This window comes from Actinoplanes couchii, from assembly GCF_016862075.1.
GTDB lineage: Bacteria > Actinomycetota > Actinomycetes > Mycobacteriales > Micromonosporaceae > Actinoplanes > Actinoplanes couchii.
Genome location: NZ_BOMG01000055.1, coordinates 85,004 through 110,522, shown reverse-complemented (window position 1 = coordinate 110,522; position 25,519 = coordinate 85,004). Strand labels below are relative to the sequence as shown.

19 protein-coding genes and 1 pseudogene are annotated in these 25,519 nt (G+C 69.7%); 12 read left to right on the top strand and 8 right to left on the bottom strand.

Annotation, left to right across the window (positions count from 1 at the left end):
- Positions 1 to 58: 58 nt before the first annotated feature.
- Complete coding sequence (locus tag Aco03nite_RS22090) at positions 59 to 1,822, bottom strand: bifunctional metallophosphatase/5'-nucleotidase (protein ID WP_203797438.1); 1,764 nt, start codon at positions 1,820 to 1,822, stop codon at positions 59 to 61.
- 86 nt (positions 1,823 to 1,908) lie between these two features.
- Between Aco03nite_RS22090 and pcrA the strand changes: the two genes are divergently transcribed.
- Positions 1,909 to 4,335 (top strand): DNA helicase PcrA, encoded by a 2,427-nt coding sequence (gene pcrA, locus Aco03nite_RS22085; RefSeq protein ID WP_239145336.1) that lies wholly within the window; start codon positions 1,909 to 1,911, stop codon positions 4,333 to 4,335.
- Between the two features lie 94 nt (positions 4,336 to 4,429).
- Here pcrA and Aco03nite_RS53070 read toward each other — a convergent pair.
- Positions 4,430 to 4,714, bottom strand: a pseudogene (locus Aco03nite_RS53070) (M23 family metallopeptidase); the annotation flags it as partial.
- A 521-nt stretch (positions 4,715 to 5,235) separates the two neighbouring features.
- A complete protein-coding gene (locus Aco03nite_RS22075; protein ID WP_203797436.1) occupies positions 5,236 to 5,979 on the bottom strand; it encodes a M23 family metallopeptidase in 744 nt (247 codons plus the stop codon).
- Between the two features lie 375 nt (positions 5,980 to 6,354).
- On the opposite strand from Aco03nite_RS22075, the gene icmB reads away from it, so the two are divergent.
- The 7 genes from icmB to mdh all read left to right on the top strand — a co-directional run bounded on the left by icmB (position 6,355) and on the right by mdh (position 14,121).
- Positions 6,355 to 6,759 carry a coenzyme B12-dependent isobutyryl CoA mutase small subunit gene (gene icmB, locus Aco03nite_RS22070; protein ID WP_203797434.1) on the top strand — a complete coding sequence of 135 codons (405 nt, stop codon included), beginning with the start codon at positions 6,355 to 6,357 and terminating at the stop codon, positions 6,757 to 6,759.
- A 493-nt stretch (positions 6,760 to 7,252) separates the two neighbouring features.
- Positions 7,253 to 8,431: an ADP-forming succinate--CoA ligase subunit beta gene (gene sucC, locus Aco03nite_RS22065; RefSeq protein ID WP_203797432.1), complete on the top strand. Its 1,179-nt coding sequence runs from the start codon at positions 7,253 to 7,255 to the stop codon at positions 8,429 to 8,431.
- 4 nt (positions 8,432 to 8,435) lie between these two features.
- The gene (gene sucD, locus Aco03nite_RS22060; protein WP_203797430.1) at positions 8,436 to 9,317 is read left to right on the top strand and encodes a succinate--CoA ligase subunit alpha; all 882 of its coding nucleotides are present in this window, start codon (positions 8,436 to 8,438) and stop codon (positions 9,315 to 9,317) included.
- A gap of 106 nt (positions 9,318 to 9,423) precedes the next feature.
- The gene (locus tag Aco03nite_RS22055) at positions 9,424 to 10,842 is read left to right on the top strand and encodes a cell division protein PerM (RefSeq protein ID WP_203797428.1); all 1,419 of its coding nucleotides are present in this window, start codon (positions 9,424 to 9,426) and stop codon (positions 10,840 to 10,842) included.
- Positions 10,843 to 10,872: 30 nt separating this feature from the next.
- Positions 10,873 to 11,490: a phosphoribosylglycinamide formyltransferase gene (gene purN, locus Aco03nite_RS22050; protein ID WP_203797426.1), complete on the top strand. Its 618-nt coding sequence runs from the start codon at positions 10,873 to 10,875 to the stop codon at positions 11,488 to 11,490.
- The gene (gene purH, locus Aco03nite_RS22045; RefSeq protein ID WP_203797425.1) at positions 11,487 to 13,052 is read left to right on the top strand and encodes a bifunctional phosphoribosylaminoimidazolecarboxamide formyltransferase/IMP cyclohydrolase; all 1,566 of its coding nucleotides are present in this window, start codon (positions 11,487 to 11,489) and stop codon (positions 13,050 to 13,052) included. The genes purN and purH overlap by 4 nt, the downstream gene beginning before the upstream one ends.
- Before the next feature lie 115 nt (positions 13,053 to 13,167).
- Positions 13,168 to 14,121: a malate dehydrogenase gene (gene mdh, locus Aco03nite_RS22040; RefSeq protein WP_203797424.1), complete on the top strand. Its 954-nt coding sequence runs from the start codon at positions 13,168 to 13,170 to the stop codon at positions 14,119 to 14,121.
- A gap of 59 nt (positions 14,122 to 14,180) precedes the next feature.
- Here the strand turns inward: mdh and Aco03nite_RS22035 are convergent, their stop codons facing one another.
- Positions 14,181 to 14,705 (bottom strand): hypothetical protein, encoded by a 525-nt coding sequence (locus Aco03nite_RS22035; RefSeq protein WP_203797423.1) that lies wholly within the window; start codon positions 14,703 to 14,705, stop codon positions 14,181 to 14,183.
- A 132-nt stretch (positions 14,706 to 14,837) separates the two neighbouring features.
- Between Aco03nite_RS22035 and Aco03nite_RS22030 the strand changes: the two genes are divergently transcribed.
- From Aco03nite_RS22030 to Aco03nite_RS22020, 3 genes are all read left to right on the top strand, one after another.
- On the top strand, positions 14,838 to 16,055 hold the full coding sequence (locus tag Aco03nite_RS22030; protein WP_203797422.1) for an NADP-dependent isocitrate dehydrogenase: 1,218 nt from the start codon (positions 14,838 to 14,840) through the stop codon (positions 16,053 to 16,055).
- Between the two features lie 30 nt (positions 16,056 to 16,085).
- On the top strand, positions 16,086 to 18,719 hold the full coding sequence (adhE, locus tag Aco03nite_RS22025; protein WP_307837653.1) for a bifunctional acetaldehyde-CoA/alcohol dehydrogenase: 2,634 nt from the start codon (positions 16,086 to 16,088) through the stop codon (positions 18,717 to 18,719).
- 120 nt (positions 18,720 to 18,839) lie between these two features.
- Positions 18,840 to 19,727: a carboxypeptidase-like regulatory domain-containing protein gene (locus Aco03nite_RS22020; protein WP_203797420.1), complete on the top strand. Its 888-nt coding sequence runs from the start codon at positions 18,840 to 18,842 to the stop codon at positions 19,725 to 19,727.
- A 56-nt stretch (positions 19,728 to 19,783) separates the two neighbouring features.
- Here the strand turns inward: Aco03nite_RS22020 and galT are convergent, their stop codons facing one another.
- From galT to Aco03nite_RS22000, 4 genes are all read right to left on the bottom strand, one after another.
- Positions 19,784 to 20,869, bottom strand: a complete 1,086-nt coding sequence (gene galT / locus Aco03nite_RS22015) for a galactose-1-phosphate uridylyltransferase (protein ID WP_203797419.1) — start codon at positions 20,867 to 20,869, stop codon at positions 19,784 to 19,786.
- Positions 20,866 to 21,642, bottom strand: coding sequence for a DeoR/GlpR family DNA-binding transcription regulator (locus Aco03nite_RS22010; RefSeq protein WP_203797417.1), 777 nt, complete (start codon positions 21,640 to 21,642; stop codon positions 20,866 to 20,868). The genes galT and Aco03nite_RS22010 overlap by 4 nt, the downstream gene beginning before the upstream one ends.
- Positions 21,643 to 21,712: 70 nt before the next feature.
- A complete protein-coding gene (locus Aco03nite_RS22005; protein WP_203797416.1) occupies positions 21,713 to 22,627 on the bottom strand; it encodes a glycosyltransferase family A protein in 915 nt (304 codons plus the stop codon).
- Positions 22,627 to 23,559 carry a sulfotransferase gene (locus tag Aco03nite_RS22000; RefSeq protein ID WP_203797415.1) on the bottom strand — a complete coding sequence of 311 codons (933 nt, stop codon included), beginning with the start codon at positions 23,557 to 23,559 and terminating at the stop codon, positions 22,627 to 22,629. The genes Aco03nite_RS22005 and Aco03nite_RS22000 overlap by 1 nt, the downstream gene beginning before the upstream one ends.
- A gap of 62 nt (positions 23,560 to 23,621) precedes the next feature.
- Here Aco03nite_RS22000 and Aco03nite_RS53065 point away from each other — a divergent pair, with 62 nt between their 5' ends.
- Positions 23,622 to 25,475 carry a WecB/TagA/CpsF family glycosyltransferase gene (locus tag Aco03nite_RS53065; RefSeq protein ID WP_239145334.1) on the top strand — a complete coding sequence of 618 codons (1,854 nt, stop codon included), beginning with the start codon at positions 23,622 to 23,624 and terminating at the stop codon, positions 25,473 to 25,475.
- The last annotated feature ends 44 nt before the right edge of the window (positions 25,476 to 25,519 follow it).

Genomic DNA, 25,519 nt, shown 5'->3' with positions numbered 1-25,519 from the left:
CCGTCCCGGACGGTCCCGCAAGGAAACCGCCCGAGTGTTGGGACGGGTTCTCCGCTGTTCAGGAGGTGGTCGTGATCCGGTTCGCCGGCCCCGGCGGGATCGGGCCGGTGGCGAGCAGGGCCACCAGCGCGTCCACGTCGAAGCCCGGCGCGGTGACCCGGCCGGTGCCGACCGTCAGGTTGCTGAATCCGTCACCGCCGTTGGCCAGGAAGTCGTTCGTGGTGACCGAGTAGTTCGCGGCCGGGTCGATCGGGACACCGTTCAGGGCCAGAGCGCCGACCTTCGATCCGGCCGGGGCCGAGGCGCTCCAGGTGTACGTCAGACCGGCCGACACCTGCAGGATCCGCTGGACGGTCTGCCCGGCGTACCCGGCGAACTGCTGTTCCAGCACGTCCTTGAGCTGGGCGCCGGTGAAGGTCTGGGTGACCACCAGGTTGTTGAACGGCTGCACGGTGAACGCCTCGCCGTAGGTGACCTGCCCGTACGCCTCACCGCCGGAGGACTGGTCGGCGTCCAGGTCGGCGCGGATGCCACCCGGGTTCATCAGGGCGATCTGCGCGTTCGTGTACGAGCGTTGCGCGTCGGCGATCACGTCACCGAGCGGGCTCTCGCCGGCCGGTGTCGCGGTCCGGGTGATGTCCGCGCTGATGCTCCCGACCAGCCGGTTCGCGATCGGGGCGACTGCGGTCCGGTACTTGTCGGCCACCTTCTTGGCGGCGGGGTCCACGGTGTCCGGGTTGCGCAGGTAGGCGCCGGCCGCGTCCTTGCGCCAGCCGCCGCTGCCGTCCGGGATGCCGTTCTCCACGATCACGTTCGTCGCGGTGATCCCGGCGAACCGGCCGGTCCGCTTGTCCAGGGTGTAGTCGATGTCGGTGACCAGCTGGCCGTTGTTGCCGGCGCTGGTGACGACGGTGCGGGCGCCGGTGCGGTTCGGCAGCTCGCACTGGTAGAAGCGGTGCGTGTGCCCGGAGACGACCACGCCGATCTCCGGGTTGAGCCCGGCGACGATCGGCACCACCGGGCCGGTGAACCCGGTGCAGTCCGAGACGCCGGGTGTCGGGGTGACCGCGGCCTGCGTGCCGCCCTCGTGCAGCAGCAGCACCTGGGCCCGGACCCCGAGGGTGCGCAGCACGTTGCTCCACTTGTTGGCGGTCTGCACCTCGTCGGTGAAGGTGACCCCGGTGATGCCGGCCGGGTTGACGATGCCCGGGGTGCCCTCCAGGGTCATGCCGATGAACCCGACCGGGACACCGCCGACGAACCGGATGTCGACCGGCGGCAGGATCGGCAGCTTCGTCTTCTTGTCGATGGTGTTCGCCGCCAGATAGGAGAACTTCGCACCGCGGTACGGATCGCCGTCCTGGCATCCGTCGACCGGGTGACATCCGCCGCGCTGGATCCGGATCAGCTCGGCCACGCCCTCGTCGAACTCGTGGTTGCCGACCGAGCTGACCTGCAGCCCGATCTGGTTCATCAACTCGATCGTCGGCTCGTCGTGGAAGGCCGCGCTGACCAGCGGGGTCGCCCCGATCAGGTCGCCGGCGCCGGCGGTGATCGTGTGCGGGCTCCCGGCCCGCAGCCGCTTCAGGGTGGTGGCGAGGTACTCCACCCCACCGGCCGGGGTGCTGACCCCGCCCGCGTTGACCACCGCGCCGGTGCCGGTCGGTGGGTCGATGGCGCCGTGGAAGTCGTTGTAGCTGAGGATCTGGCCCTTGACCACGGCGGCGCCCTGGGCCGCCGCGCTCGGCGCCGCCGGGATGACCGCGGCTGTGACCAGTGCGGCCACCGACATGACGATGCGCTTTCCCCGGGAAGGAGGCATGACCCCACACTAATCGTCAGGCGTGGATACGGTGGGCGATCGGCCGGGAAAACGTGTCGGTGGGTCGGCATACACTGGCTCCCGCCATGCGACCTTCCTCAGAACCTTCCGACGCCCTGTTCTCCCTCCCCGCGGTGCGGGTGCCGGAGACGCCCCGGCCGGTGTCCCGCCGGATCGACCCGGAGTCGCTGCTGACCGGCCTCAACGGCCCGCAGCGGGACGCGGTCACCCATTCCGGGGGGCCACTGCTGATCGTGGCCGGCGCGGGTTCCGGCAAGACCCGGGTGCTGACCCACCGGATCGCCTATCTGCTGGCCGAGCGGGACGTGCATCCCGGCGAGATCATCGCCATCACGTTCACCAACAAGGCCGCCGGTGAGATGAAGGAGCGGGTCTCCCAGCTGGTCGGGCCACGTGCCCGGCTGATGTGGGTGTCGACGTTCCACTCGGCGTGTGTGCGCATCCTGCGTGCCGAGCACGAGCACGCCGGGCTGAAGAGCACCTTCTCGATCTACGACGCGGACGACTCACGCCGCCTGATGACGCTGGTCGCCCGCGAGCTGGACCTGGATCCGAAGCGATACACCGCGCGCAGCCTGGCCGCCCAGGTGTCGAACCTGAAGAACGAGCTGGTCGAGCCGGAGGAGTACAAGGCGAACGCGAAGGGCCCGAACGAGCGGGCCGTCGCCGAGGCCTACGAGCTGTACCAGCGTCGCCTGCGCGAGGCGCACGCGCTGGACTTCGACGACATCATCATGTCCGTGGTGCACCTGTTCCAGTCGCGCCCGATGATCGCCGAGACGTACCGGCGCCGGTTCCGGCACGTCATGGTGGATGAGTACCAGGACACCAACCACGCGCAGTACACGCTGATCCGTGAGCTGGTCGGGGTGCCCGGCGGTGACGTCGAGCCGAGCGAGCTGTGCGTGGTTGGTGACGCCGACCAGTCGATCTACGCGTTCCGGGGCGCGACGATCCGCAACATCCTGGAGTTCGAGCGGGACTACCCGCAGGCGCGCACCATCCTGCTGGAGCAGAACTACCGGTCCACCCAGACCATCCTGTCGGCGGCCAACGCGGTCATCGACCGGAACACGTCGCGCAAGCCCAAGCGGCTCTGGAGCGACCAGGGGCAGGGCGAGCAGATCGTCGGTTACGTCGCCGACACCGAGCACGCCGAGGCCGACTGGGTGGCCCGCGAGATCGACCGGCTCACCGACAACCACGACGTGCGCCCCGGTGACGTGGCGGTCTTCTACCGGACCAACGCGCAGTCCCGGGTGTTCGAGGAGGTGTTCATCCGCGTCGGCCTGCCGTACAAAGTGGTCGGTGGGGTGCGCTTCTACGAGCGCAAGGAGGTCCGCGACGCGCTGGGCTACCTGCGCGCGATCGTGAACGACGACGACACGGTCAGCATCCGCCGGGTGCTGAACACCCCGAAACGGGGGATCGGCGACCGGGCCGAGGCGTGTGTCGAGGCACTGTCCAACCGGGACCGGGTGTCGTTCGGGCAGGCGCTGCGCCGGGCCAAGGACGCGCCGGGCATCTCCACCCGGGCGGTCAACAGCATCAACGACTTCGTGCAGCTGCTCGACGACCTGCGGCAACTGGCCCTGGCCGCCCCGCCGGAGGAGGTGCTGGAGGCGGTGCTGCAGCGCTCCGGCCTGCTCGGCGAGCTGGAGGAGAGCCTGGACCCGCAGGACCAGGGCCGGGTGGAGAACCTGCAGGAGCTGGTGAGCGTCGCCCGGGAGTACACCGAGCGCGTCGAGTCATTGGCCGAGGAGGGCGAGGAGCAGGTCGCCACGCTGGCCGGGTTCCTGGAGCAGGTGGCGTTGGTCGCCGATGCCGATCAGCTGCCCGACGACGACCCGGAGAACCAGGGTGTGGTCACCCTGATGACGCTGCACACCGCGAAGGGCCTGGAGTTCCCGGTGGTGTTCCTGAGCGGCCTGGAGGACGGCGTGTTCCCGCACATGCGGGCGCTCGGCGACAACTCCGAGCTGGAGGAGGAGCGCCGGCTGGCCTACGTCGGCATCACCCGGGCCCGGCAGCGGCTCTACCTGTCCCGGGCGGTGACCAGGTCGGCGTGGGGTCAGCCGCAGTACAACCCGCCGTCCCGGTTCACCGACGAGCTGCCGGCCGAGCTGGTCCGGTGGGAGCGCACCGGCGGGTCGTACACCTCGTGGTCCGGCACCGGTGGCGGGGTCGGCGGCCGCGGCGGTGGTTACGGCGGCGGCGGCGACCGCCAGCGCGGTGGAGGCTTCGCCGGGGGCACCCCCAAGGCCCAGCGCATCGCCGACCGGTTCGGCATCGACGCCAGCAAGCTCACGACGGCGAGTGAGCTGAAGCAGACGCCGAAGGTGGACGCGGGCGATCGGGTGAACCATCAGCGCTACGGCTTGGGCCGGGTGCTGGCGGTGGAGGGACAGGGGCCGGGGACACGGGTCCAGATCGACTTCGGGGATCAGACGATGTGGCTGATCCTTCGTCATGCTCCGATCGAGAAGCTGTAGACGGCGGCATCACACAGCCGGGGATCGGAACCCCGTGGGCGCGCATCCACCGGGTCGGCTCGACCGGGATCCGGAACGGCCCCTGACGCACCTCGAAGTGCAGATGGGGCCCGGTGGAGTGCCCGGTCGACCCCTCCATGCCGATCTGGTCGCCGGCTTCCACGGACTGTCCTGTCTCGACCATGATCACCGCCAGGTGACCGTAATTGGTCAGCCAGCCGTCGCCGTGGTCGATCAGGATCGCGTTGCCGTACCCGCCGTTCGGCCCGGCCGAGAGCACCACGCCGGCGCCGGCCGCGAGGATCGGGGTGCCGGGCGGGGCGGCCAGGTCGATGCCGGCGTGCAGCCGTCCCCAGCGCTGGCCGAAACAGGAGGTCATCCGGGCGGTGGGATTCGGGTGCACCCACTGGGCGGCCGGTGACAGCCGGTCCTGGGCGACGGGCAGCGGCCGCTCCCGGAGCCGGACCCGGGCGGCCATCGGCCGGTTCGCCCGCTGCTCCCGCGGGATCGGATCGAGGCGGGGGTAGAGCTTGCCCGGAGCGTCGTCACCGGCCGGCGGGACGATCGGCAGGGCCGCGGGCGCGTGCGCGGCGGTCGGCAGATTGGGTGTGCGGGTGCGGTCGCCGCGGATCGGGGCGGCTGCGGCGGCGACCCCGGCGATGCCCAGCGCGGCGGCCAGGGTGGCGCTCAGAGCGGCCAGAGAGACCAGGGAGTGGTTGCGGGGCGGCGGTTGACTCCGCCGGTGTCTGCCTACGCGGCGAGGTGACGAATGCTGCCGCACGGTTGACTGCTCCCTCCCGGCCGGGGGCGACTGGTGCTGTCACCTGTCCTGTCGGCGGGAGGAGTGGAACCGATGAGCGTTTCCGGGTTTCGGACGCTCGTGGTGGGAAACGGGAGAGGTCAGGAAGCCTCTGCCGCGGCGATCCCGGCGTAGACGGATTCCATCTGGAGCTTGATGTCGACACCACGATCGCGCAGGAAGGTGATCGGGTCGACCGGGGTGCCCTTGGAGTGGACCTCGAGGTGCAGGTGGTAGCCGTACGAGTAACCGGTGTTGCCCACCTCGCCGATCACCTGACCGGCCTTGACCACGTCGCCCTTCTTCACCAGCACCCGCCGGGAGTGGGCGTAGACGATCTCGGTGCCGTCGTCCTGCCGGATCGTGATGGCGTTGCCGTAACCACCGGCGTAGCTGGCCTGGACCACCGTGCCCGAGTGCACCGCCTTGTAGGGGGTGCCGTCCGGGGCGGCGAGGTCGATGCCGGCGTGCAGCTGGCCGAAGCGGACCCCGTAGCCGGAGGTGAACTCGTACTCGTCGAGGGGCAGCAGGTAGGCGTCGGCCGCCTGCTCCTCGGCGCTGAGCTCGGTGTTGTCGGTCGCCCGGTTCTCGCCACGGGAGGCGGCGCTGTTGTCGGCGCGGTTCTCCAGGGCCTCGGTGGCGACCGAGGAGCTGCGGTTCAGACCCTGCAGAGCTTCCGGGTCGATGGTCTTGCTGTCCGTCAGGTTCGCCGAGGCGCCGAGGGCGACGATGCCGGCGCCGACGAAGGCCGAGGTGACGACGACCGCGTAACGGCTGCGCGGAGGGGTGGGTACGCGACGCCGACCGCGATAGCGATCGGGCTCAGACGACAAGCGCTGGCGCACGAAGGATCCTCCGTCAGTGGCATTACGGCGGCGCGGCGCAGGTTCGAACCCCGGGAATTGGGTTGAACAGGAGACCGGCCGGGCTGTCGCTGTGGGGGAACCTGTGTGACAGCCGTGGCCACGGTAACGAAACGGCAGCCCCGTCACAAGTCGCAGCGCCAATTTCGTGACAGTTCCTGGTCTACATTGATCAGCTATTGTCCGAATTGGTTACGTTTCTCAAACCGCGTTCCGGCGACCCTCCGTAAGGGGCGCGGAAACGGAAAGTAATGTGACCCGGGTAACTATTCCGGTTACCGGCGTCCGGCCCGCCGGGTTACCGTTCGTTCAGGTGACCGCGGACACCGGGGTCCTGGAGCCCGAAGAGGGGTCAGCATGCGAGCACGGATCAGGGTCGTCGTCGCCAAGCCTGGGCTGGACGGACACGACCGTGGCGTCAAGGTCATCGCGCGCGCTCTGCGGGATGCCGGCATGGAGGTCGTCTACACCGGTCTGCACCAGACACCCGAGCAGATCGTCGAGACGGCGATTCAGGAGGACGCCGACGGCATCGGCCTGTCGGTTCTCTCCGGAGCACACATGACGCAGTTCCGCAGAGTGCTGGAACTATTGGCGGAGCGTGATGCGGCCGACATCGTGGTATTCGGCGGCGGCATCATTCCGGAGGAGGACATCACCGAATTGCAATCACTCGGTGTAGCCGCACTATTCACGCCGGGTGCGTCGCTGGAATCCATCGTCGAATGGGTGCGCGCCAATGTGACCGCCCCGGTCGCGTGAATTGACTGGTCAAAGCCGGGAAACAGGGCAAGGGGAGAGGCCGGACGCACCCCTCACACGTCCGGCCCCTCTATGCGCGATGCCCCGCCGCCACCCCTCGACCGACAGGGCATCGGCCGTTTCCTTGCCAGGCGCCTGAGCGCTCCGACATCACACTCAACGACCCCCTGTCGGGCGGGTTACGGCGCGCTCCCATGACTTTTTCGCCGCGCCGGCCCGGGTTCCCGGCGGGCACTCCGTGCCCGGTCGCCCCAACCGCCCCGGAGCAGCGATTTCGTACCTCTGGTGTGTGGTCTTGCACACCGTGTACCCGCGCGGGCACGGAGCCCGATTCGGTCGCTAGTCTGCGAATGAAGGCCGTTCGGCAGGTTCCTGTCGCCCGGCCGGACGATCCTCACGCTGGCGGCGCTTGAGCGACGCGCCGCGCGAACAACAGGTCGGGACGCAATGGTGCGGCTTGCCGGCGCTTGGCGTCGCGAGCGAAAGGAGACACGTGGACCTGTTCGAGTATCAGGGGCGCGACCTGTTCGAACGGCACGGGCTGCCCGTGCTGGGCGGCGGCGTCGCCGAGACCCCGCAGGAGGCCCGGGCGATCGCCGAGCGCCTCGGTGGCAAGGTCGTCGTCAAGGCCCAGGTTAAGGTCGGTGGCCGCGGTAAGGCCGGCGGCGTCAAGCTGGCCGACGGCGCCGACGAGGCCGAGGCCCGTGCGACCGACATCCTGGGCATGGACATCAAGGGCCACACGGTCCACAAGGTGATGCTGGCCGAGACGGCCGACATCGTGGAGGAGTACTACTTCTCCTACCTGCTGGACCGGGCCAACCGCACGTTCCTCTGCATCGCCAGCGTCGCCGGCGGCATGGAGATCGAGACGGTCGCCGAGACCGACCCGGACCGGGTCGCCAAGGTCGCCATCGACGCCAGCAAGGGCGTGGACGAGGCGAAGGCGCGCGAGATCGTCGCCCTCGCCAAGTTCCCGGCCGACGTCGCCGAGCACGTCGTCGACATCGCGGTGAAGCTGTGGCAGGCGTTCGTCGCCGAGGACGCCACGCTGGTCGAGGTCAACCCGCTGGCCAAGGTCGGCGACGGCCGGGTGCTGGCGCTGGACGCCAAGGTGACCCTGGACGAGAACGCCGGCTTCCGGCACCCCGACCACGAGGCGCTCGAGGACAAGTCCGCGGTCGACCCGATCGAGCAGGCGGCCAAGGCCAAGAACCTCAACTACGTCAAGCTGGACGGCGAGGTCGGCATCATCGGCAACGGCGCCGGCCTGGTCATGTCGACCTTGGACGTGGTGGCGTACGCGGGTGAGTCGCACGGCGGCGTCAAGCCGGCCAACTTCCTCGACATCGGCGGCGGCGCGAGCGCCCAGGTGATGGCGAACGGCCTGGAGATCGTCCTCGGCGACCCGGCCGTCAAGTCCGTCTTCGTGAACGTCTTCGGTGGCATCACCGCCTGCGACGCGGTGGCCAACGGCATCATCCAGGCGCTGGCTCTGCTCGCCGACCGCGGCGAGACCGTCACCAAGCCGCTCGTGGTCCGCCTCGACGGCAACAACGCCGAGGCCGGCCGCGCCATCCTCGACGGTGCCAACAACCCGCTGGTGCAGCGGGTCGACACGATGGACGGAGCGGCCGCTCGCGCCGCCGAGCTCGCGGCTGCGGGGAAGTGAACTAATGGCTATCTGGCTCACCAAGGACTCCAAGGTCATCGTCCAGGGCATCACCGGTGGCGAGGGTTCCAAGCACACCAAGCGGATGCTCGCCGCGGGCACCAACGTGGTCGGCGGCGTGAACCCGCGCAAGGCCGGCACCAAGGTCGACTTCGACGGCACCGAGCTGCCGGTCTTCGCGTCGGTGGCCGAGGCGATCAAGGAGACCGGCGCCGACGTGTCGGTCATCTTCGTGCCGCCGGCGTTCACCAAGGCCGCCGTGGTCGAGGCGATCGACGCCGAGATCCCGCTGGCCATCGTGATCACCGAGGGCGTGCCGGTGCAGGACTCGGCGTCCTTCTGGTCGTACAACGTGGCCAAGGGTGAGAAGACCCGGATCATCGGCCCGAACTGCCCGGGCATCGCCTCGCCGGGCGCCTCGAACGCCGGCATCATCCCGGCCGACATCACCCCGCAGGGGCGGATCGGCCTGGTCAGCAAGAGCGGCACGCTGACCTACCAGCTCATGTACGAGCTGCGGGAGTTCGGTTTCTCCACCGCCGTCGGCATCGGTGGCGACCCGATCATCGGCACCACCCACATCGACGCGCTCAAGGCCTTCCAGGAGGACCCGGAGACCGACGCGATCGTGATGATCGGTGAGATCGGCGGCGACGCCGAGGAGCGTGCGGCCGAGTTCATCAAGGCCAACGTCACCAAGCCGGTCGTCGGCTACATCGCCGGCTTCACCGCCCCGCCCGGAAAGACGATGGGCCACGCCGGCGCCATCATCTCCGGCTCGGCCGGTACCGCCGACGCGAAGAAGGTCGCCCTGGAGGCGGCCGGTGTCAAGGTCGGCAAGACGCCGTCCGAGACCGCCCAGCTCATGCGGGACATCTTGAGCTGATCACAGCGATGGTTTCGGCGCGCCGGCGATCAGGGAAGGACCTGATCGGCGGCGCGCCGTGCTTTCTGCGTCGCCGTAGTGGCCACGGCATGGAAAAGTAGGCGCGATGTCCCGTACAACCGACCGGCCCGGCGGCTCGGAGGACCCGTTCGCGGTCGCCGAGGCGCTCCAGTCCGTGGTGCGTGACACCGCGGCGACAGAGCGGCCCGTCGAGGACGGGTCTGCCGAGGACCGGCCCACCGAGGCGGTGGAGGCCCGGGACACCGTCGTCGTCGACGACGCGATGCTCGCCCGCAAGGACACCGTCCGGGTGCCCACCCAGCGCCGTCCGTCGTCCGGCCGCCGGGCGCCACTGCTGGTCGCGGCGCTGTTCGCGACCTTCTGGGCGGCGCTGCTGAGTTATCTGCCGGTGGCCGCGGTGATCGGGCTGGCCCGCACCCTGGAGGGCTCCGGCGGGCTGACCGGGGCGATCCACGCCGGGGCGGCCGGCTGGCTGCTCGGGCACGGCGTGCCGATCGGCACCTCGATCGGGCCGCTGGCTCTCGCGCCGCTGCTGCTCACGATGCTGATGATCTGGCGACTGAACCGGGCCGGGCTGCACGTCACCCGGGCGACCGGGGCCCGGCACAGCGGCTCGGTGAAACGCGCGCTGCTGGTCACGGTGGTGGTCGGTACGGCGTACGCCATGGTCGGTGCCCTGACCGCCGTCCTCGTCGACGGCCGCGGCACCGAGGTCTCACCCGCCCGCGCCGCGGCGCACTTCCTGGTCCTCGGCCTGTTCGGCACGCTGATCGGCGCGGTCCGCGGGACCGGAGCCGTCGCCACCCTGGCCCGGCGGGTGCCGCCGGCGGTCCGGCACGGTGCCCGGACCGGGCTGGTCGCGGCGTTCCTGATCCTCGGCGCCGGCGCGGTGGTCGGCGGGCTCGCGGTCGCGCTCGGCGGCGCTCAGGCCGCCAAGATCATCTCCGGTTACCAGACCGGTGTCGCCGGTCAGGCCGGCATCACCCTGGTCAGCATCGGCTACGCGGTGAACGCCTCGATCTGGGTCACCGCCTACCTCCTCGGGCCGGGTTTCGCGCTCGGCACCGACACCGCGATCGGCCTCACCGACGTCACCTACGGCCCGCCGCCGATGCTGCCGCTGGTCGCCGGGCTGCCCGAGGGCCCGATGGGCGCGACCGGCACCCTGCTGCTCGCCCTGCCGGTGATCGCCGGCGCGGTGGCCGGGTGGACCCTCACCCAACGGCTGCGGTACGGGCGGGACAGCGCCTGGCGCGCCACCCGGAAGACCGCCGCCACCGAACCCTCCTGGCAGCTCGTGGTGCTGTCCGGGCTGCTGTCCGGCCCGGTCGCCGGGGTCATCCTGGGAGTGCTCGCCGGGGCCTCCGGCGGGGCGCTCGGTTCCGGCCGGCTCTCGCAGATCGGGCCCGACCCGATACAGGTCGGCGTGGTCGCCGCGATCGTGGTGGCGGTGTCGGCGGGTGTCGGAGCGGCCGCCACTAGGGCCTTCTCCCGCCGCGCCTGAGCGGTCGGGCAGGCGATAGGGTGTGCAAACGTGACTGACCCCGCGCCCGCCCGCCTGGTCGTCCTCATCTCCGGATCGGGCAGCAATCTGAAAGCTCTTCTCGAAGCGACAGCCGATCCGGCGTACGGGGCCGTCGTGGTCGCCGTCGGCGCCGATCGGGACGGGATCGCCGGCCTGGAGATCGCCAGTGCCGCCGGGATCCCGACGTTCGTCGACTCGGTGAAGGCCTACCCGACCCGTGACGACTGGGACGCCGCCCTCACCGGCCACGTCGCCGAGCACCGTCCCGACCTGGTCATCTCGGCCGGCTTCCTGAAGCTGGCCGGCAAACAGTTCCTGGACGCGTTCGGCGACCGCTACATCAACACCCACAACGCGCTGCTCCCCGCGTTCCCCGGCATCCACGGCCCGCGGGACGCGCTCGCCTACGGCGTGAAGGTCGCCGGAGCGACGTTGTTCTTCGTCGATGCCGGTGTCGACACCGGGCCGATCATCGCCCAGACCGTGGTCCCCGTGCTCGACGACGACACGGAGGACACCCTCACCGAGCGCATCAAGGTGGCCGAGCGGGTCCAGCTGGTCGACCACGTCGGCAAGCTGGTCCGGGACGGCTGGACCATCCAGGACAGGAAGGTAAGGATCCCGTGAGCACCTCTACCGAGGGGCGTCGTCCGGTCAAGCGGGCGCTGCTGAGCGTCTGGTACAAGGACGGCATCGTCGAGCTGGCCCAGGCCCTGCACGCCGCCGGTGTGGAGATCGTCTCCACCGGGTCGACCGCGTCGACCGTGGAGAAGGCCGGTGTGCCGGTCACCCGCGTGGAGGAGCTGACCGGCTTCCCCGAGATCCTCAGCGACCGGGTCAAGACGCTGCACCCGAAGGTGCACGCCGGCCTGCTCGCCGACCTGCGGCTGGACGGGCACGTCCAGGAGCTGGCCGAGCTGGGCATCGAGCCGTTCGACCTGCTGGTCAGCAACCTCTACCCGTTCACCGAGACGGTCGCGTCCGGCGCCGGTGTCGAGGACTGCATCGCGAAGATCGACATCGGTGGCCCGGCGATGGTCCGGTCCGCCGCCAAGAACCACGCGTCGGTCGCGGTGGTGACCTCGGTCGACGCTTACGGGCTGATCGCCGAGGCGGTCAAGGCGGGCGGTTTCACCCTGGCCGAGCGCAAGGTGCTCGCCGCCCGGGCCTTCGCGGACATCGCCGAGTACGACGTGGCGGTCGCCCGCTGGACCGCCACCGCGCTGACCGAGAACGCCCAGTGGCCGGCGTTCGAGGGCCTGGCCCTGAAGCTGGAGAACACCCTGCGGTACGGGGAGAACCCGCACCAGCAGGCCGCGCTCTACGTCGACGCGGCGGCGCCCGCCGGTCTCGCCCAGGCCGAGCTGCTGCACGGCATCGAGATGTCGTTCAACAACTACGTCGACGCGGACGCCGCGTGGCGCAGCGCCAACGACTTCACCGAGCCGTGCGTGGCGATCATCAAGCACGCCAACCCGTGCGGTATCGCGGTCGGCGCCGACGTCGCCGAGGCGCACCGCAAGGCGCACGCCTGTGACCCGCTGTCCGCGTACGGCGGTGTGATCGCGGTCAACCAGGAGGTGACCGTGGAGTTGGCGAAGCAGCTCGACGGCATCCTGACCGAGGCGATCGTGGCTCCCTCGTACCAGCAGGAGGCCCTTGAGGTCTTCCGGGCGAAGAAGAAGCTGCGTGTCCTCGCGGCGCCCGCCTGGAACCCGGCCCCGGCCGAGATCAAGCAGGTCAGCGGCGGTGTGCTGGTGCAGTCCGCGGACCGCGTCGACGCATCGGGCGACGACCCGGCGAACTGGACCCTGGCCACCGGCGAGGCGCTGACCGGCGCCGACCTGGCCGACCTGGTGTTCGCCTGGCGGGCCGTGCGCGGCGTGAAGAGCAACGCGATCCTGCTGGCCAAGGACGGCGCCACGGTCGGTGTCGGGATGGGCCAGGTCAACCGGGTCGACTCGGCGCACCTCGCGGTGAACCGGGCCGGCGCGGAGCGGGCCGAGGGCAGCGTGGCGGCGTCCGACGCGTTCTTCCCGTTCCCGGACGGCCTTCAGGTGCTGATCGACGCGGGTGTGAAGGCGGTCGCCCAGCCGGGCGGCTCGATCCGGGACGCCGAGGTCATCGAGGCGGCGGCCAAGGCCGGCCTGACCGTCTACCTGACCGGCACCCGGCACTTCTACCACTGATAGCGAGCCGGTCGGCTGAGCGTGGCTTATCTCCCGTTCAGCCGACCGGCTGGTAACCAGCCGTTAACCGGCTGATACGGTCGCGAAAAATCGCCAGGACTGGGAGAGCAGAGCTATGGGCAAGAAGGTAACCGTCGTAGGCGCCGGTTTCTACGGGTCCACGACAGTGCAGCGTCTCGCCGAGTACGACATCTTCGAGACGGTTGTCCTCACCGACATCATCGACGGCAAGCCGGCCGGTATCGCGCTCGACATCAACCAGTCCCGGGCGATCGAGGGCTTCGAGACCAAGGTCGTCGGCGTCTCGACCGACCCGGCCACCGGCGCGGGCTACGAGGCCATCGAGGGCTCCGACGTGGTCGTGGTGACCGCCGGTCTGCCGCGTAAGCCGGGCATGAGCCGGATGGACCTGCTCGAGGTCAACGCCAAGATCGTTCGCCAGGTGGCGGAGAACATCAAGAAGTACGCGCCGAACGCTGTCGTGATCGTGGTGTCCAACCCGGTCGACGAGATGACCGCGCTGGCCCAGCTCGCCACCCAGTTCCCGAAGAACCAGGTCTTCGGCCAGGCCGGCGTGCTCGACACCGCCCGTTTCACCAACTTCATCGCCGAGGAGCTGAACGTCCCGGTGGCCAGCGTGAAGGCGCTGACCCTGGGTTCGCACGGCGACACCATGGTGCCGGTCCCGTCGCGCTGCACGGTCGACGGCAAGCCGCTGTCCGAGCTGCTCCCGGCCGAGAAGATCGAGGAGCTGGTGGTCCGCACCCGCAACGGTGGCGCCGAGGTCGTGGCGCTGCTGAAGACCGGTTCGGCCTACTACGCCCCGTCGGCCGCCGCGGCCCGGATGGCGAAGGCCGTGGCCGAGGACTCCGGTGTGGTCCTGCCGGTCTGCGCCTGGGTCGACGGTGAGTACGGCATCTCCGGCGTCTACCTGGGTGTCGAGGCCGAGCTGGGCGCCTCCGGCATCAAGAAGATCGTCGAGGACAAGCTGACCGACTCCGAGATCGCCGGTCTGAAGGAGGCCGCCGAGGCGGTCCGGGCCAAGCAGGCGGACGTCGCGAACCTCTGATCCGTTTTCGGGAGGAAGCCGGGGCTGACGCCCCGGCTTTTTTCATGGGCGGGTGAGACTCATGGGGCCAGTACGACGGCGGCGATCATGGTCGCGATCAGGACGGTGGCCACCGGGGCGACCATCATCAGGCGCAGGGTCCGGTCGTCGAACCGGGCCCGCAGCGACTCGTTGAAGACCACGAACGGCACCACCACGGTCGGGATCAGCCCGCCCAGGGCCCCGTTACGGGCCCCGGCCACGAAGGCGGCCCCGCCGGGCCCGGTGATCGCCTCGGCCAGCGTCTCGTTGTAGCCGCCCGGGAAACACGCCAGCGTGGCCGGCGTGAGCAGGATCAGCAGCCCGAGACAGACGACGGAGTCGGGGCCCCGGAGCAGCACCGCCCAGAGCAGCCCGAACGGCGCGAACCAGAAGAGCCAGCCGATGACCGCCATCGCCCCGAGGTGTCCGCCGGTGGCCCAGCGCGCGGCGATGACCAGCGCTTCCACCGTGTATCCACCGACCAGGAACAACCCGATCAACAGCGTGACGATCAGGGCCACGGACCACCATCGGTACTGTTTCCACAACAGATCGAGGATCACCGCTAGATGCTAAACCGGCATGGCGAGTCGGCCGGGCCTGGGATGGTAGAGCGGGGCCGCCCGGCGATCTCCGGCGGGTGGGCAGTACGCTCGTACTGCTAAGCGTGTGTTTCGGGAGAGGAGCGCCGGCCGATGGCGAAAATCAAGGTCAAGAACCCGGTCGTGGAGATCGACGGCGACGAGATGACCCGGATCATCTGGAAGCAGATCCGGGAGCAGCTCATCCTGCCGTACCTGGATGTCGAGCTCGAGTACTACGACCTGTCGATCCAGTACCGGGACGAGACCGACGACCAGGTCACGATCGACGCGGCGAACGCCATCAAGCGGCACGGCGTCGGCGTCAAGTGCGCCACGATCACGCCGGACGAGGCGCGGGTCGAGGAGTTCGGCCTGAAGAAGATGTGGCGGTCGCCGAACGGCACGATCCGCAACATCCTCGGTGGCGTCGTGTTCCGTGAGCCGATCATCATGAACAACGTGCCGCGCCTGGTCCCGAGCTGGACCAAGCCGATCATCATCGGCCGCCACGCCCACGGCGACCAGTACAAGGCGACCGACTTCGTCGCGCCGAAGGCCGGCAAGTTCACCGTCACCTTCACGCCGGAGGACGGCTCCGAGCCGATCGAGTTCCTGGTCACGGACTTCCCGGCCGGTGGCGTCGGCATGGCGATGTACAACTACGACGAGTCGATCCGCGACTTCGCGCGTGCCTCGTTCCGGTACGGCCTGGCCCGCAACTACCCGGTCTACCTCTCCACCAAGAACACGATCCTGAAGGCCTACGACGGCCGCTTCAAGGACCTGTTCGCGGAGGTCTTCGAGACCGAGTTCGCGGAGACCTTCAAGGAAGCCGGCATCACCTACGAGCACCGGCTGATCGACGACATGGTCGCCGCCGCGATGAAGTGGGAGGGCGGCTACGTCTGGGCCTGCAAGAACTACGACGGTGACGTGCAGTCCGACACCGTCGCGCAGGGCTTCGGCTCGCTCGGCCTGATGACCTCGGTGCTGATGACCCCGGACGGCGAGACCGTCGAGGCCGAGGCCGCGCACGGCACGGTCACCCGGCACTACCGGCAGTGGCAGAAGGGCGAGAAGACCAGCACCAACCCGATCGCCTCGATCTTCGCCTGGACCGGTGGCCTCAAGCACCGCGGCAAGCTGGACGGCACCCCCGAGGTCACCAAGTTCGCCGAGACGCTCGAGCAGGTCTGCATCGAGACCGTCGAGGGTGGTCAGATGACCAAGGACCTCGCGCTGCTGATCAGCAAGGACGCCCCGTGGCTGTCCACCGACGAGTTCCTGACCGCGCTCGAGGAGAACCTGGCGCGCAAGCTCGCCGCCTGAGTGCTCGTTAACTGACAGAAGGTCCCGCCTGTGGCGGGACCTTCTGCACTCTCGGGGTTCCCACCTCCGCGACGACGATTGAAGTCGACGAAGGAGCGTGAGATGAACGAGATCGACGTCCTGGTCGGTGCCGCGGAGAAGGCGCTGGCCGCCTACGCGGACTTCACCCAGGAACAGGTCGACCACATCGTCGGCAAGGCCTCGGTGGCGGCCCTGGACAAGCACGGTGAACTGGCCCGGCTGGCGGTCGAGGAGACCGGGCGCGGGGTGTTCGAGGACAAGGCCGTCAAGAACATCTTCGCCTGCGAGCACGTCACCAACAGCATGGCCGGGATGCGTACGGTCGGGATCATCCACCGCGACGACGTCGACGGGATCACCGAGATCGCCGACCCGGTCGGGGTGGTCGCTGCGGTCACCCCGGTCACCAATCCCACCTCGACCACCATCTTCAAGGCGCTGCTGGCGCTGAAGACCCGCAACCCGATCGTCTTCGCCTTCCACCCGAACGCCCAGGAGTGCAGCGCCGCGGCGGCCCGCGTGGTCCGGGACGCGGCGATCGCGGCGGGCGCCCCGGAGGACTGCGTCCAGTGGGTCGAGCAGCCGTCCATCGAGGCCACGAGCGCGCTGATGAACCATCGTGGGGTCGCGACGGTGCTGGCCACCGGTGGCAACGCGATGGTCCGGGCCGCGTACTCGACGGGCAAGCCCGCCCTCGGCGTCGGCGCCGGCAACGTGCCCGCCTACATCCACCGCACCGCCGACGTGGTCCGGGCCGCCCACGACATCGTCACCTCGAAGACCTTCGACAACGGCATGATCTGCGCCTCCGAGCAGGCCGTCGTCCTGGACGCGTCGATCGCGGAGCAGGCGCTCACCGAACTCCGCCGCCTGCACGCCCACCCGGCGACCGCCGACGAGACGAAGTTGCTGCGGGACTTCGTCTTCCCGGACGGCCGGAAACTCAACGCCGCGGTGGTCGGGCAGTCCGCCGCCTGGATCGCCGAGCGGGCCGGATTCAGCGTCCCCGCGGACACTTCGATCCTGCTCGCCGAGATCACCGAGGTCGGGCCGGCCGAGCCGCTGAGCCGGGAGAAGCTGTGCCCCGTTCTGGCGGTGCTCAAGGCCGAGACCGAAGAGCAGGGTTTGCGGTACGCCGAACAGATGGTCGAGTTCCACGGCCTCGGGCACAGCGCGGTCGTGCACGCCACGGACACCGCCCTGGCGGAGCGGTTCGGTAAGCGGATGAAGGCGGTCCGGATCATCTGGAACGCGCCCGCCTCGCAGGGTGGCATCGGCGACATCTACAACGGATTCCGCCCGTCGCTGACCCTCGGCTGCGGCTCGTACGGGCACACCTCGGTCTCCGACAACGTGTCCGCCCTCAACCTGCTCAACATCAAGCGCATCGGCCGTAGGACGAACAACATGCAGTGGTTCAAGGTGCCCGCGAAGATGTACTTCGAGCCGCACGCCATCCGCTATTTCCGGGACATGCCCGAGGTCAGCCGGGTCACCATCGTCACCGACCACACCATGACCCGGCTCGGGTACGTGGACCGGATCAGCAACGTGCTGCGCGAGCGCCCGGAACCGGTGACGATCCAGGTGATCGACGGGGTCGAGCCGGAGCCGAGCATCGACACCGTGCGTACCGGCGCCGCTCTGATGGGATCTTTCCGGCCGGACACGATCATCGCCCTGGGCGGTGGCTCGCCGATGGACGCGGCCAAGGTGATGTGGCTGCTCTACGAGCACCCGGACGTCGACTTCGCGGACATGAAGGAGAAGTTCTTCGACGTCCGCAAGCGGGCCTTCAAGTTCCCCACGCTCGGCAGGGTCGCCAAGCTGGTCTGCGTGCCGACCACCTCCGGGACCGGCGCCGAGGTCACGCCGTTCGCGGTGATCACCGACACGGCGACCGGGCAGAAGTACCCGCTCGCCGACTACGCCCTCACCCCGAGCGTGGCGATCATCGACCCGCACCTGACCGCCGACCTGCCGCCGGTGGTGACCGCGGACAGCGGCTTCGACGCGCTGACCCACGCCACCGAGGCGTACGTGTCGGTCTACGCCAGCGACTTCACCGACGGTCTGGCCCTGCACGCGATCAAGCTGATCTTCCAGAACCTGGAGCGCGCCGTCGTCGCCGGCGCCGAGGACCCGCGGGCCCGGGAGAAGATGCACAACGCCGGAACCATCGCCGGGATGTCGTTCGGCAACGCGTTCCTCGGCATCGTGCACGCGATGGCACACACCCTGGGCGCCAGTTTCCACGTGGCGCACGGCCGGACCAACGCGATCCTGCTGCCGCACGTGATCAGGCACAACGGCACCGTCCCGGCGAAGCTGAACAGCTGGCCCAAGTACGAGCGGTACGTCGCCCCGGAACGTTTCCAGGACATCGCCCGGCACCTCGGACTACCGGCGGAGACCCCGGAGCAGGGCGTCGAGTCGTACGCGAAGGCGGTCGAGAGACTCCGCGACGCGGTCGGCATCCCACCGTCCTTCCAGGACGCCGGAGTCGGCGAGCGGGAGTTCCTGGACGCGCTGCCACAGCAGGCGATGAACGCTTACCTGGACCAGTGCGCCCCGGCCAACCCACGGATGCCGATGCTGGCCGACATGACCCGAATCATGACGAACGCATACTACGGCGCGTAACCCGCCGACCACCCACATCGTTCGACAATCGAAGGGGAGCCTTGTCCCGGGCTCCCCTTCGACATCGATCAACACTATGATCTCCTGTGGATGATCAATCTATTTCCACGGGGGAAATGAATGACCAACTCTCTGCTGGGACGACTCTGCCTGGCGGCGGCCACCGGCCTGCTCGCCACCACCGCGCTCGCCGCACCCGCGTTCGCCGCGGGCGCCGGCACCGTGCAGGGCGTCTTCACCACCGCGGCCGGAGCGCCGATCGACGGCGCGATGATCAGCATCTGGAACGGTGACGGCTCCGACCACTACCAGCACGCCTGGACCGATGCCGCCGGGCATTACGAGACCACCGTGCCGGCCGGCGACTTCATCATCGCCTTCGACAACGACGGGCTGGCCCAGTGGTCGCCGGGCCGGGTCGACAAGGCAGCGGCGCAGGTCTACACGGTGGCCGACGGCGCGACCCGCATCGTCGACGAGCAGCAGCTGCCGCTCGGCACGATCAGCGGCGTGGTGACCGATCCGGCCGGGGCCCCGGCTTCCGGCGCCCATGTTCGATCGGGCGCGGTCTACGGGTCCACCGGCTCGGACGGCTCCTACGCGCTGACCGTCTTCGCGGGTGCCCACCAGGTCTCCTTCCAGGCGTCCGGCGGGTCGGAGCAGTGGGCGCCGCGGGCGATCACACCGGCGAGGGCGGGCACCTACACCGTGGTGGCGGGCGGCAACACCCGTCTCGACGAGCAACTGCTGGGCACCGGCACGGTCGTCGGGCACGTCACCCGGGCCGACGGCACGCCCCTGTCCTGGGGCGAGGTCGTCCTCTACCAGGACGGGACCGTGGTCAGGCAGGCGGACACCAACGACGACGGCGACTACGTCATCAACTCGGTCTTCGCCGGTGACTACACGGTGGCGATCTCGACACGGGACGGAGCCCGCCAGTTCGTGCCCGGCATCTGGACCGTGGTCACGGACCAGACCCTCACGGTCGACGGCGCCCTGGCGTAAACAGAAACACAGCGGGGCCGGTGGGTTCACCCACCGGCCCCGCTGTCGTTTTCTGATCAGATGTCGCGCAGGCGCTGGGCGGCGGCCTCCGGGACGATGTCGTTGACGAAGGCGCCCATCGCGGACTCCGAGCCCGCCAGGAACTTCAGCTTGTCGGCCGCGCGGCGGATGCTGAACAGCTGCATGTGCAGGTAACCCAGGTCGCGGCCCTCGCCGGTGACCGCCTGGTGCCAGGCCGAGATGTACGGCATCGGCTTACCGAACAGGCCGTCGAACCGGCGCAGGATGTCCAGGTAGAGCGGGCCGAACGCGTCCCGCTCGGCGTCGGTCAGCGCGGGCAGGTCGGGCACCTGCCGGTGCGGGGCGATGTGCACCTCGAACGGCCAGCGGGCGGCGGCCGGCACGTACGCCGTCCAGTGCTCGTTCGCGGCGACCACCCGGACCTTCGCCTCCTGCTCGGCGGCGAGCACGTCGGCGTACAGATTGCGGCCGGTCTCGTCGAAGTGCCGTTTCGCGGCGCGCAGGTAGGCGGCGGTCTTCGGGGTCACCGTCGGGTAGGCGTAGATCTGACCGTGCGGGTGATGCAGCGTCACACCGATCTCGACACCCCGATTCTCGAACGGGAAGACCTGTGCGATCTCCGGGTGCCGGGACAGCTCCGCGGTCCGGTCGGCGAGGGCGTCCACCACGGTCCGGACCCGGGAGGCCGGGAGCGCGCCGAAGGCGCTGTTGTGATCGCTGGTGAAGCAGACCACCTCGCACCGGCCGTGCCCCGGGCGCACCGGCACCATCTCGGTGACCTGGGTGATCTCGTCCGGCACGATGCGGTCGGAGAACGACGGGAACTGGTTCTCGAAGACCACCACGTCGTAGCTCGGCGCGGGGATCTCGCTGGCGAACCGCTCGGTCGTCGGGCAGAGCGGGCACGCGTCCGACGGCGGCAGGAACGTGCGGGTGTTGCGGTGCGCCGCGACCGCGATCCACTCGTCGGTCAGCGGGTCGTAGCGCAACTGCGAGGCCGGCGGCGGGGGCGGCAGCTGCCGCCGGTCCGCGAACCCGGCCCGGCCGCTGTCGGGGGTCTCGTCGAAATAGATCAGCTCACGGCCGTCGGAGAGGCGGACGGTCGACCGGGTCGGGCTCACTGCGGGTTCACCACCACGAGTTCAGGAACGGTTTCCGAAAGAAGTTCGCGCGCGCCCTCGTCCAGGCCGTCGTCGGTGATCAGCACATGGGCGCGGGACAGCGGGACGATCGAGGAGATGCCGACGGTGCCCCACTTGGTGTGGTCGGCGAGCACCACCAGGCGCTCGGCGGCCTCCACCAGGGCCCGGTTCACGTCGGCTTCCATCAGGTTGGGCGTGGTGTAGCCGGCCCGCTCACTCATGCCGTGCACACCGAGGAAGAGCATGTCCAGATGCAGGGTGCCGATCGCGGCGACGGCGACCGGACCGACAAGAGCATCACTGGGCGTACGTGTACCCCCGGTCAGCACGACTGTCTGGTCGGCCCGCCCGGCCCGGTAGAACACGTCGGCGACCGGGATCGAATTGGTCACCACGGTCAGCGCCGGCACGTCCACCAGGCGCTGGGCCAGCTCGGCCGTGGTGGTGCCGGCCGACAGGGCGATCGCGTCGCCGGGGGAGACCAGGGCGGCGGCCCGCATCGCGATCGCCGTCTTCTCCCCCCGCTCGCGCACCGACTTGGCGGTGAAGCCGGGCTCGTGGGCCGAACCGGGGGCGACAGTGGTCGCGCCGCCGTGCACCTTGGCCAGCAGGCCACGCTCGGCCAGCGCCTCCAGGTCGCGGCGGATCGTCATGTCGGAGACGCTGAACTCGGCGGCCAGCTCGGTGACCCGGACGCCGCCGGTGGCCCGGACCCGGTCCAGGATCGCGGCCTGGCGTTGCTGCGCCAGCATCAGGTCGTCCGCACTATTTCGAACACACTCGAACAGTACCTGGTGATCGGGTGAGTTCGAAAGGGTGTGCTCAGATACCGCGTCCCCGCCTGTGCAGGACCGACAGCACATTCTCCACCTTCACCGCACCGGTCATCGCGGCGAGCGCGATCGCGGCCCGCGGCTCCCGCCAGTTCGCCCGCACCGCCTCCCGGGTGTACCGCCACGCCGCCCCCCGATTGCCGGACGCCGCCGACCAGCACGCCAGCTGACCGTAGACCCGGGCCGCACCCGGACGGCAGCCGCTGATCTCCGGATGCCGGCGCATCATCCAGCGCAACGACGAGATCTTGGTGGCGTACTCGTACGCGTAATGCGAGGTTCGCCCCCACAGCACCCGGACCAGCGGCTCGTCCACATGCACGATCGGCGTCCGGCGGGCCGCCCTGAGCAGAAGATCCCAGTCCTCGTTCTGACTGCCCGGCGCGTCCTCGGCCACCAGCCCGATCGCGTCGGCGCCCAGAGCCTCCCGGCGCATCAGGAACGACGACGAATGCAGCATCGACATCCGGGACCGGGCCAGATCGTCGATCGACACCCGGCTCCGGCCGGCCAGCCGGGCCGTGCACCGGCCCTCGTACTCCACCTCGATCGCACAGGTCGCGAACTCGGCCTCCGGCTCGGCCAGCAGTGCCGCCACCTGACGGCGCAACTTGTCCGGCAGCCAGCGGTCGTCGTCGTCGCAGAACGCGATCAGATCGGTGTCCAGCGCCAGCACGCCGGTGTTCCGCGCACCGGCCAGGCCCTCGGCCCGCATGTTCGTCAGCACCAGCACCGGCACGTCCCCGGCCGACGCCAGCTGATAGTCCGGATCGGCCTGGTCGAAGACCACGACCACCCGCAACTCACCCGGATACTTCTGCGCGCGGACCGCGTCGATCGCCCGGCGCACCAGCTCGGGGCGGTTCCGGGTGGGGATCACCACGCCCGCGGACGGCCAGTTCATCACACCTCCGGGACGATCGAGATCGGATAGCCGTACGCCCGGAGAAGGGGTCCGCAGACCGCGCCCACCAACCGGCGCTGCGACCGCGGGAACGCCCGCACCCAGGCGTCGTCGCGGCGCAGCGTCAGACGCCCGACGGTGAACCGCATCGGATTGCCGGCCGCGCTGTGCCCGGCCCGCAGATCCGCGTGCCCACCCCGCAGGAAGTGCAGATCCGCGTCCGACAACGGCAGCCCGGCGAACCCGGCCAACTCCAGCAGCCCGGCCCGCGGATCGGCGAGGAACTCCTCGTAGCGGATCCGGCGCACCGGCACACCCCGGCGGGCGAGCAGGCCGAACGCGGCGTTGTGCGCGTTCCACAACAGCGCCGACCGGCCGGGGGAGTAGCGGGTCATCTGGTCGGCACCGTCACTCTCCGGACGGGAGACGGTCTTCGTCCATGAGTACGCCACCCCGCGCGCGTCCCGGACCACGTGCACCACCCGCAGATCCACGTCGTCGGCCCAGCGCAGGACATGGGCCAGCGCCGAATGCTTCGACGAGTCGATCACCAGCCGGGCGCCGGACACCTCGGCCGCGGCGGCGTAGACCCGGGCGTAGTAGGAGGCGTACTCCCGCACCTCGCCGGAAGCGGTCGAGGCCGAGGCCAGGCGGGGGATGTGCCGGGTCCGCTCGACCGCGTCCCGCAGTTGATGCACCCGGGCCACGTCGACGTTCGCCCAGCCGTCGAAGGCCTGGTCACCGACCCGGCGCCAGAAGTCGCAGCCGGAGAACCGGTCCCCGCAGCCACAGCGCTCGTCGTCGCGGATGTCACGTTGCCACAGGTGGACGACCTCACCGAGAGCACACACCCCCGGCAGCTCACCGAGAAGACGTTCGACCAGAGTGGTTCCGCTTCGTCCGAATCCGCCTAGAAAAAGCACTTGTGCCACTTTGGCCCGCCTTCAATCGTTTCGCTCAGGTAACGAGTGAATCAGGCAAAAGGAGTCGCTAGGTGTCTATCGAGGCTTTCGACCGTGTGGACCTCGACGGTACGGGCGTCGACCGCATCACCGAGGACGAGGTAGTGGCCGTGGTCCGCGATTCGCTGTCCCGAGGCCGCGGCGGCCGCATCATCACCCCCAACATCGACATCCTGCGCCGCATCTCGGTCGACCCGTCCGCCCGCCGCCACCTGGACGACGCCGACCTGATCGTCGCCGACGGCATGCCCTTGATCTGGGCCAGCCGCCTGGGCGGTTCCCCCCTCCCGGAACGGGTAGCCGGCAGCAGCCTGATCTGGTCCCTGGCCGCAGGCTTGGGAAGAGACGCCCGAAGCATCTTCGTCATCGGCGGCGCCCCCACCACCAACGACTCCACCGCCAACCACCCGGCCTCTGTCCGTGCGGCGGGTGATCGTGCGGTCGCCGACCTTGCCACCCCCGACCGCACGAAAACCGCAGACCGCGAGGCATCCGACCGCACCACCGCCGACCGCACCACATTCGCCGACCGCGAGACCTCTGACCGTGAGACCTCTGACCGTGAGGCGTCCGGCCGCGCCGAACTTGCCGACCTTGTGTCCTCTGACCGCGTCACCTCCGACCGCGCGGTCGCCGATCGTGCCGCTTCTGGCCGTGCGGCCTCCGGTCGGCCTGCCGCCAGAGGAGCGGTTCCGGTGCCCAAGGCGCGCGTCACCAAAGCGCGAAGCCGGGCCGCAACCGCTCGAGCCCACGCCACGATCGCCAAGGCCCGCGCGGCAGCGGCGAAGAAGGGTGGCCAGGTCTCCGCACCACACGCGGCCACCGAGACAGACGAGGTTGGCATGTCCCTCGCGGCGGACTCAGTGGGCGACGGCATTGCTGCCCAACCGGCGGCGGCAAAGAGGACGGACCTGGAATCTTCCACTCACCCGGCAGCCGGATCGGATGAAGGCAACGCGGCCAGGACGGCAGTCGCGGCGAGTGAGGCAGAAGCGATCTGCACGGTAGTAGCGGTGGTCGAGGGTGGCTCGGCCCGCGGTGCAGCTGACGTGGATATGAGCGGCATGACCCACACCAAGGTTGCGATGAGTAAGGACGGCCTGTCCCGGACAACCTCCGCAGCGGGTGAAGGTGATGCATTTGCGGCGAATGAGGACGATACAGACCGAGCCGCAGACCTGGTGAAGGAAAGCGGTGCGGTTGCTGTGAGTGATGGGGCTGTGGATGACCTCGCCGCCGAGCGGGAAGGTGTTGTCGTGGTCCGCGGCTCCGGGGTGAAGAGCGATGGCCGAGGTGGACATGGCGTCCCTGGTACCTCTGACGTCAAGGCCTCAGGCATCGGTGCTTCCGGCACCAGTGCCTCTGACCACGGCGCTTCCGACATTGGTGCCTCTGGCATCGGTGCTACTGAAATGAGTGCTTCTGAGATCGGCGGCGCTGTGGGCATCGGGGATGGGGCGGCTCGAGCGGCGGCTCGGCTCCTGCGGGCGAGTCCCGGCCTGCGGATCGCCGGAACCCTCAGTCCGGCCCATGGGTTCGAGGAGGATGAGGCCGGGTTTGCCGAGGTCTGCGCCCGTGTCATCGAAGCTCAACCTGACCTGGTCTTTGTCGGACTGGGGTTTCCCAAGCAGGAAGTGGTGATCGAACGCCTCCGTCCTGAACTCCCCAACACCTGGTTCGTCGGATGCGGCGCCGCGGTCAACTTCGTTGCCGGTGATGTGGCGCGCGCTCCACGATGGATGCAGCGAACCGGCCTGGAATGGGCGCATCGCCTCGGCACCGAACCGCGCCGCCTGGCCGGCCGCTACCTGCGACACGATGCGCCTTATGCCCTCCGGCTCCTGGCCTCGGCCCCGCGCCGCCGGGCCGCGGCTGCCCGCCCCTGATCCCGGCCCCCGCCCTGACCGCGATGTGGCGCACCGGGTCGCGG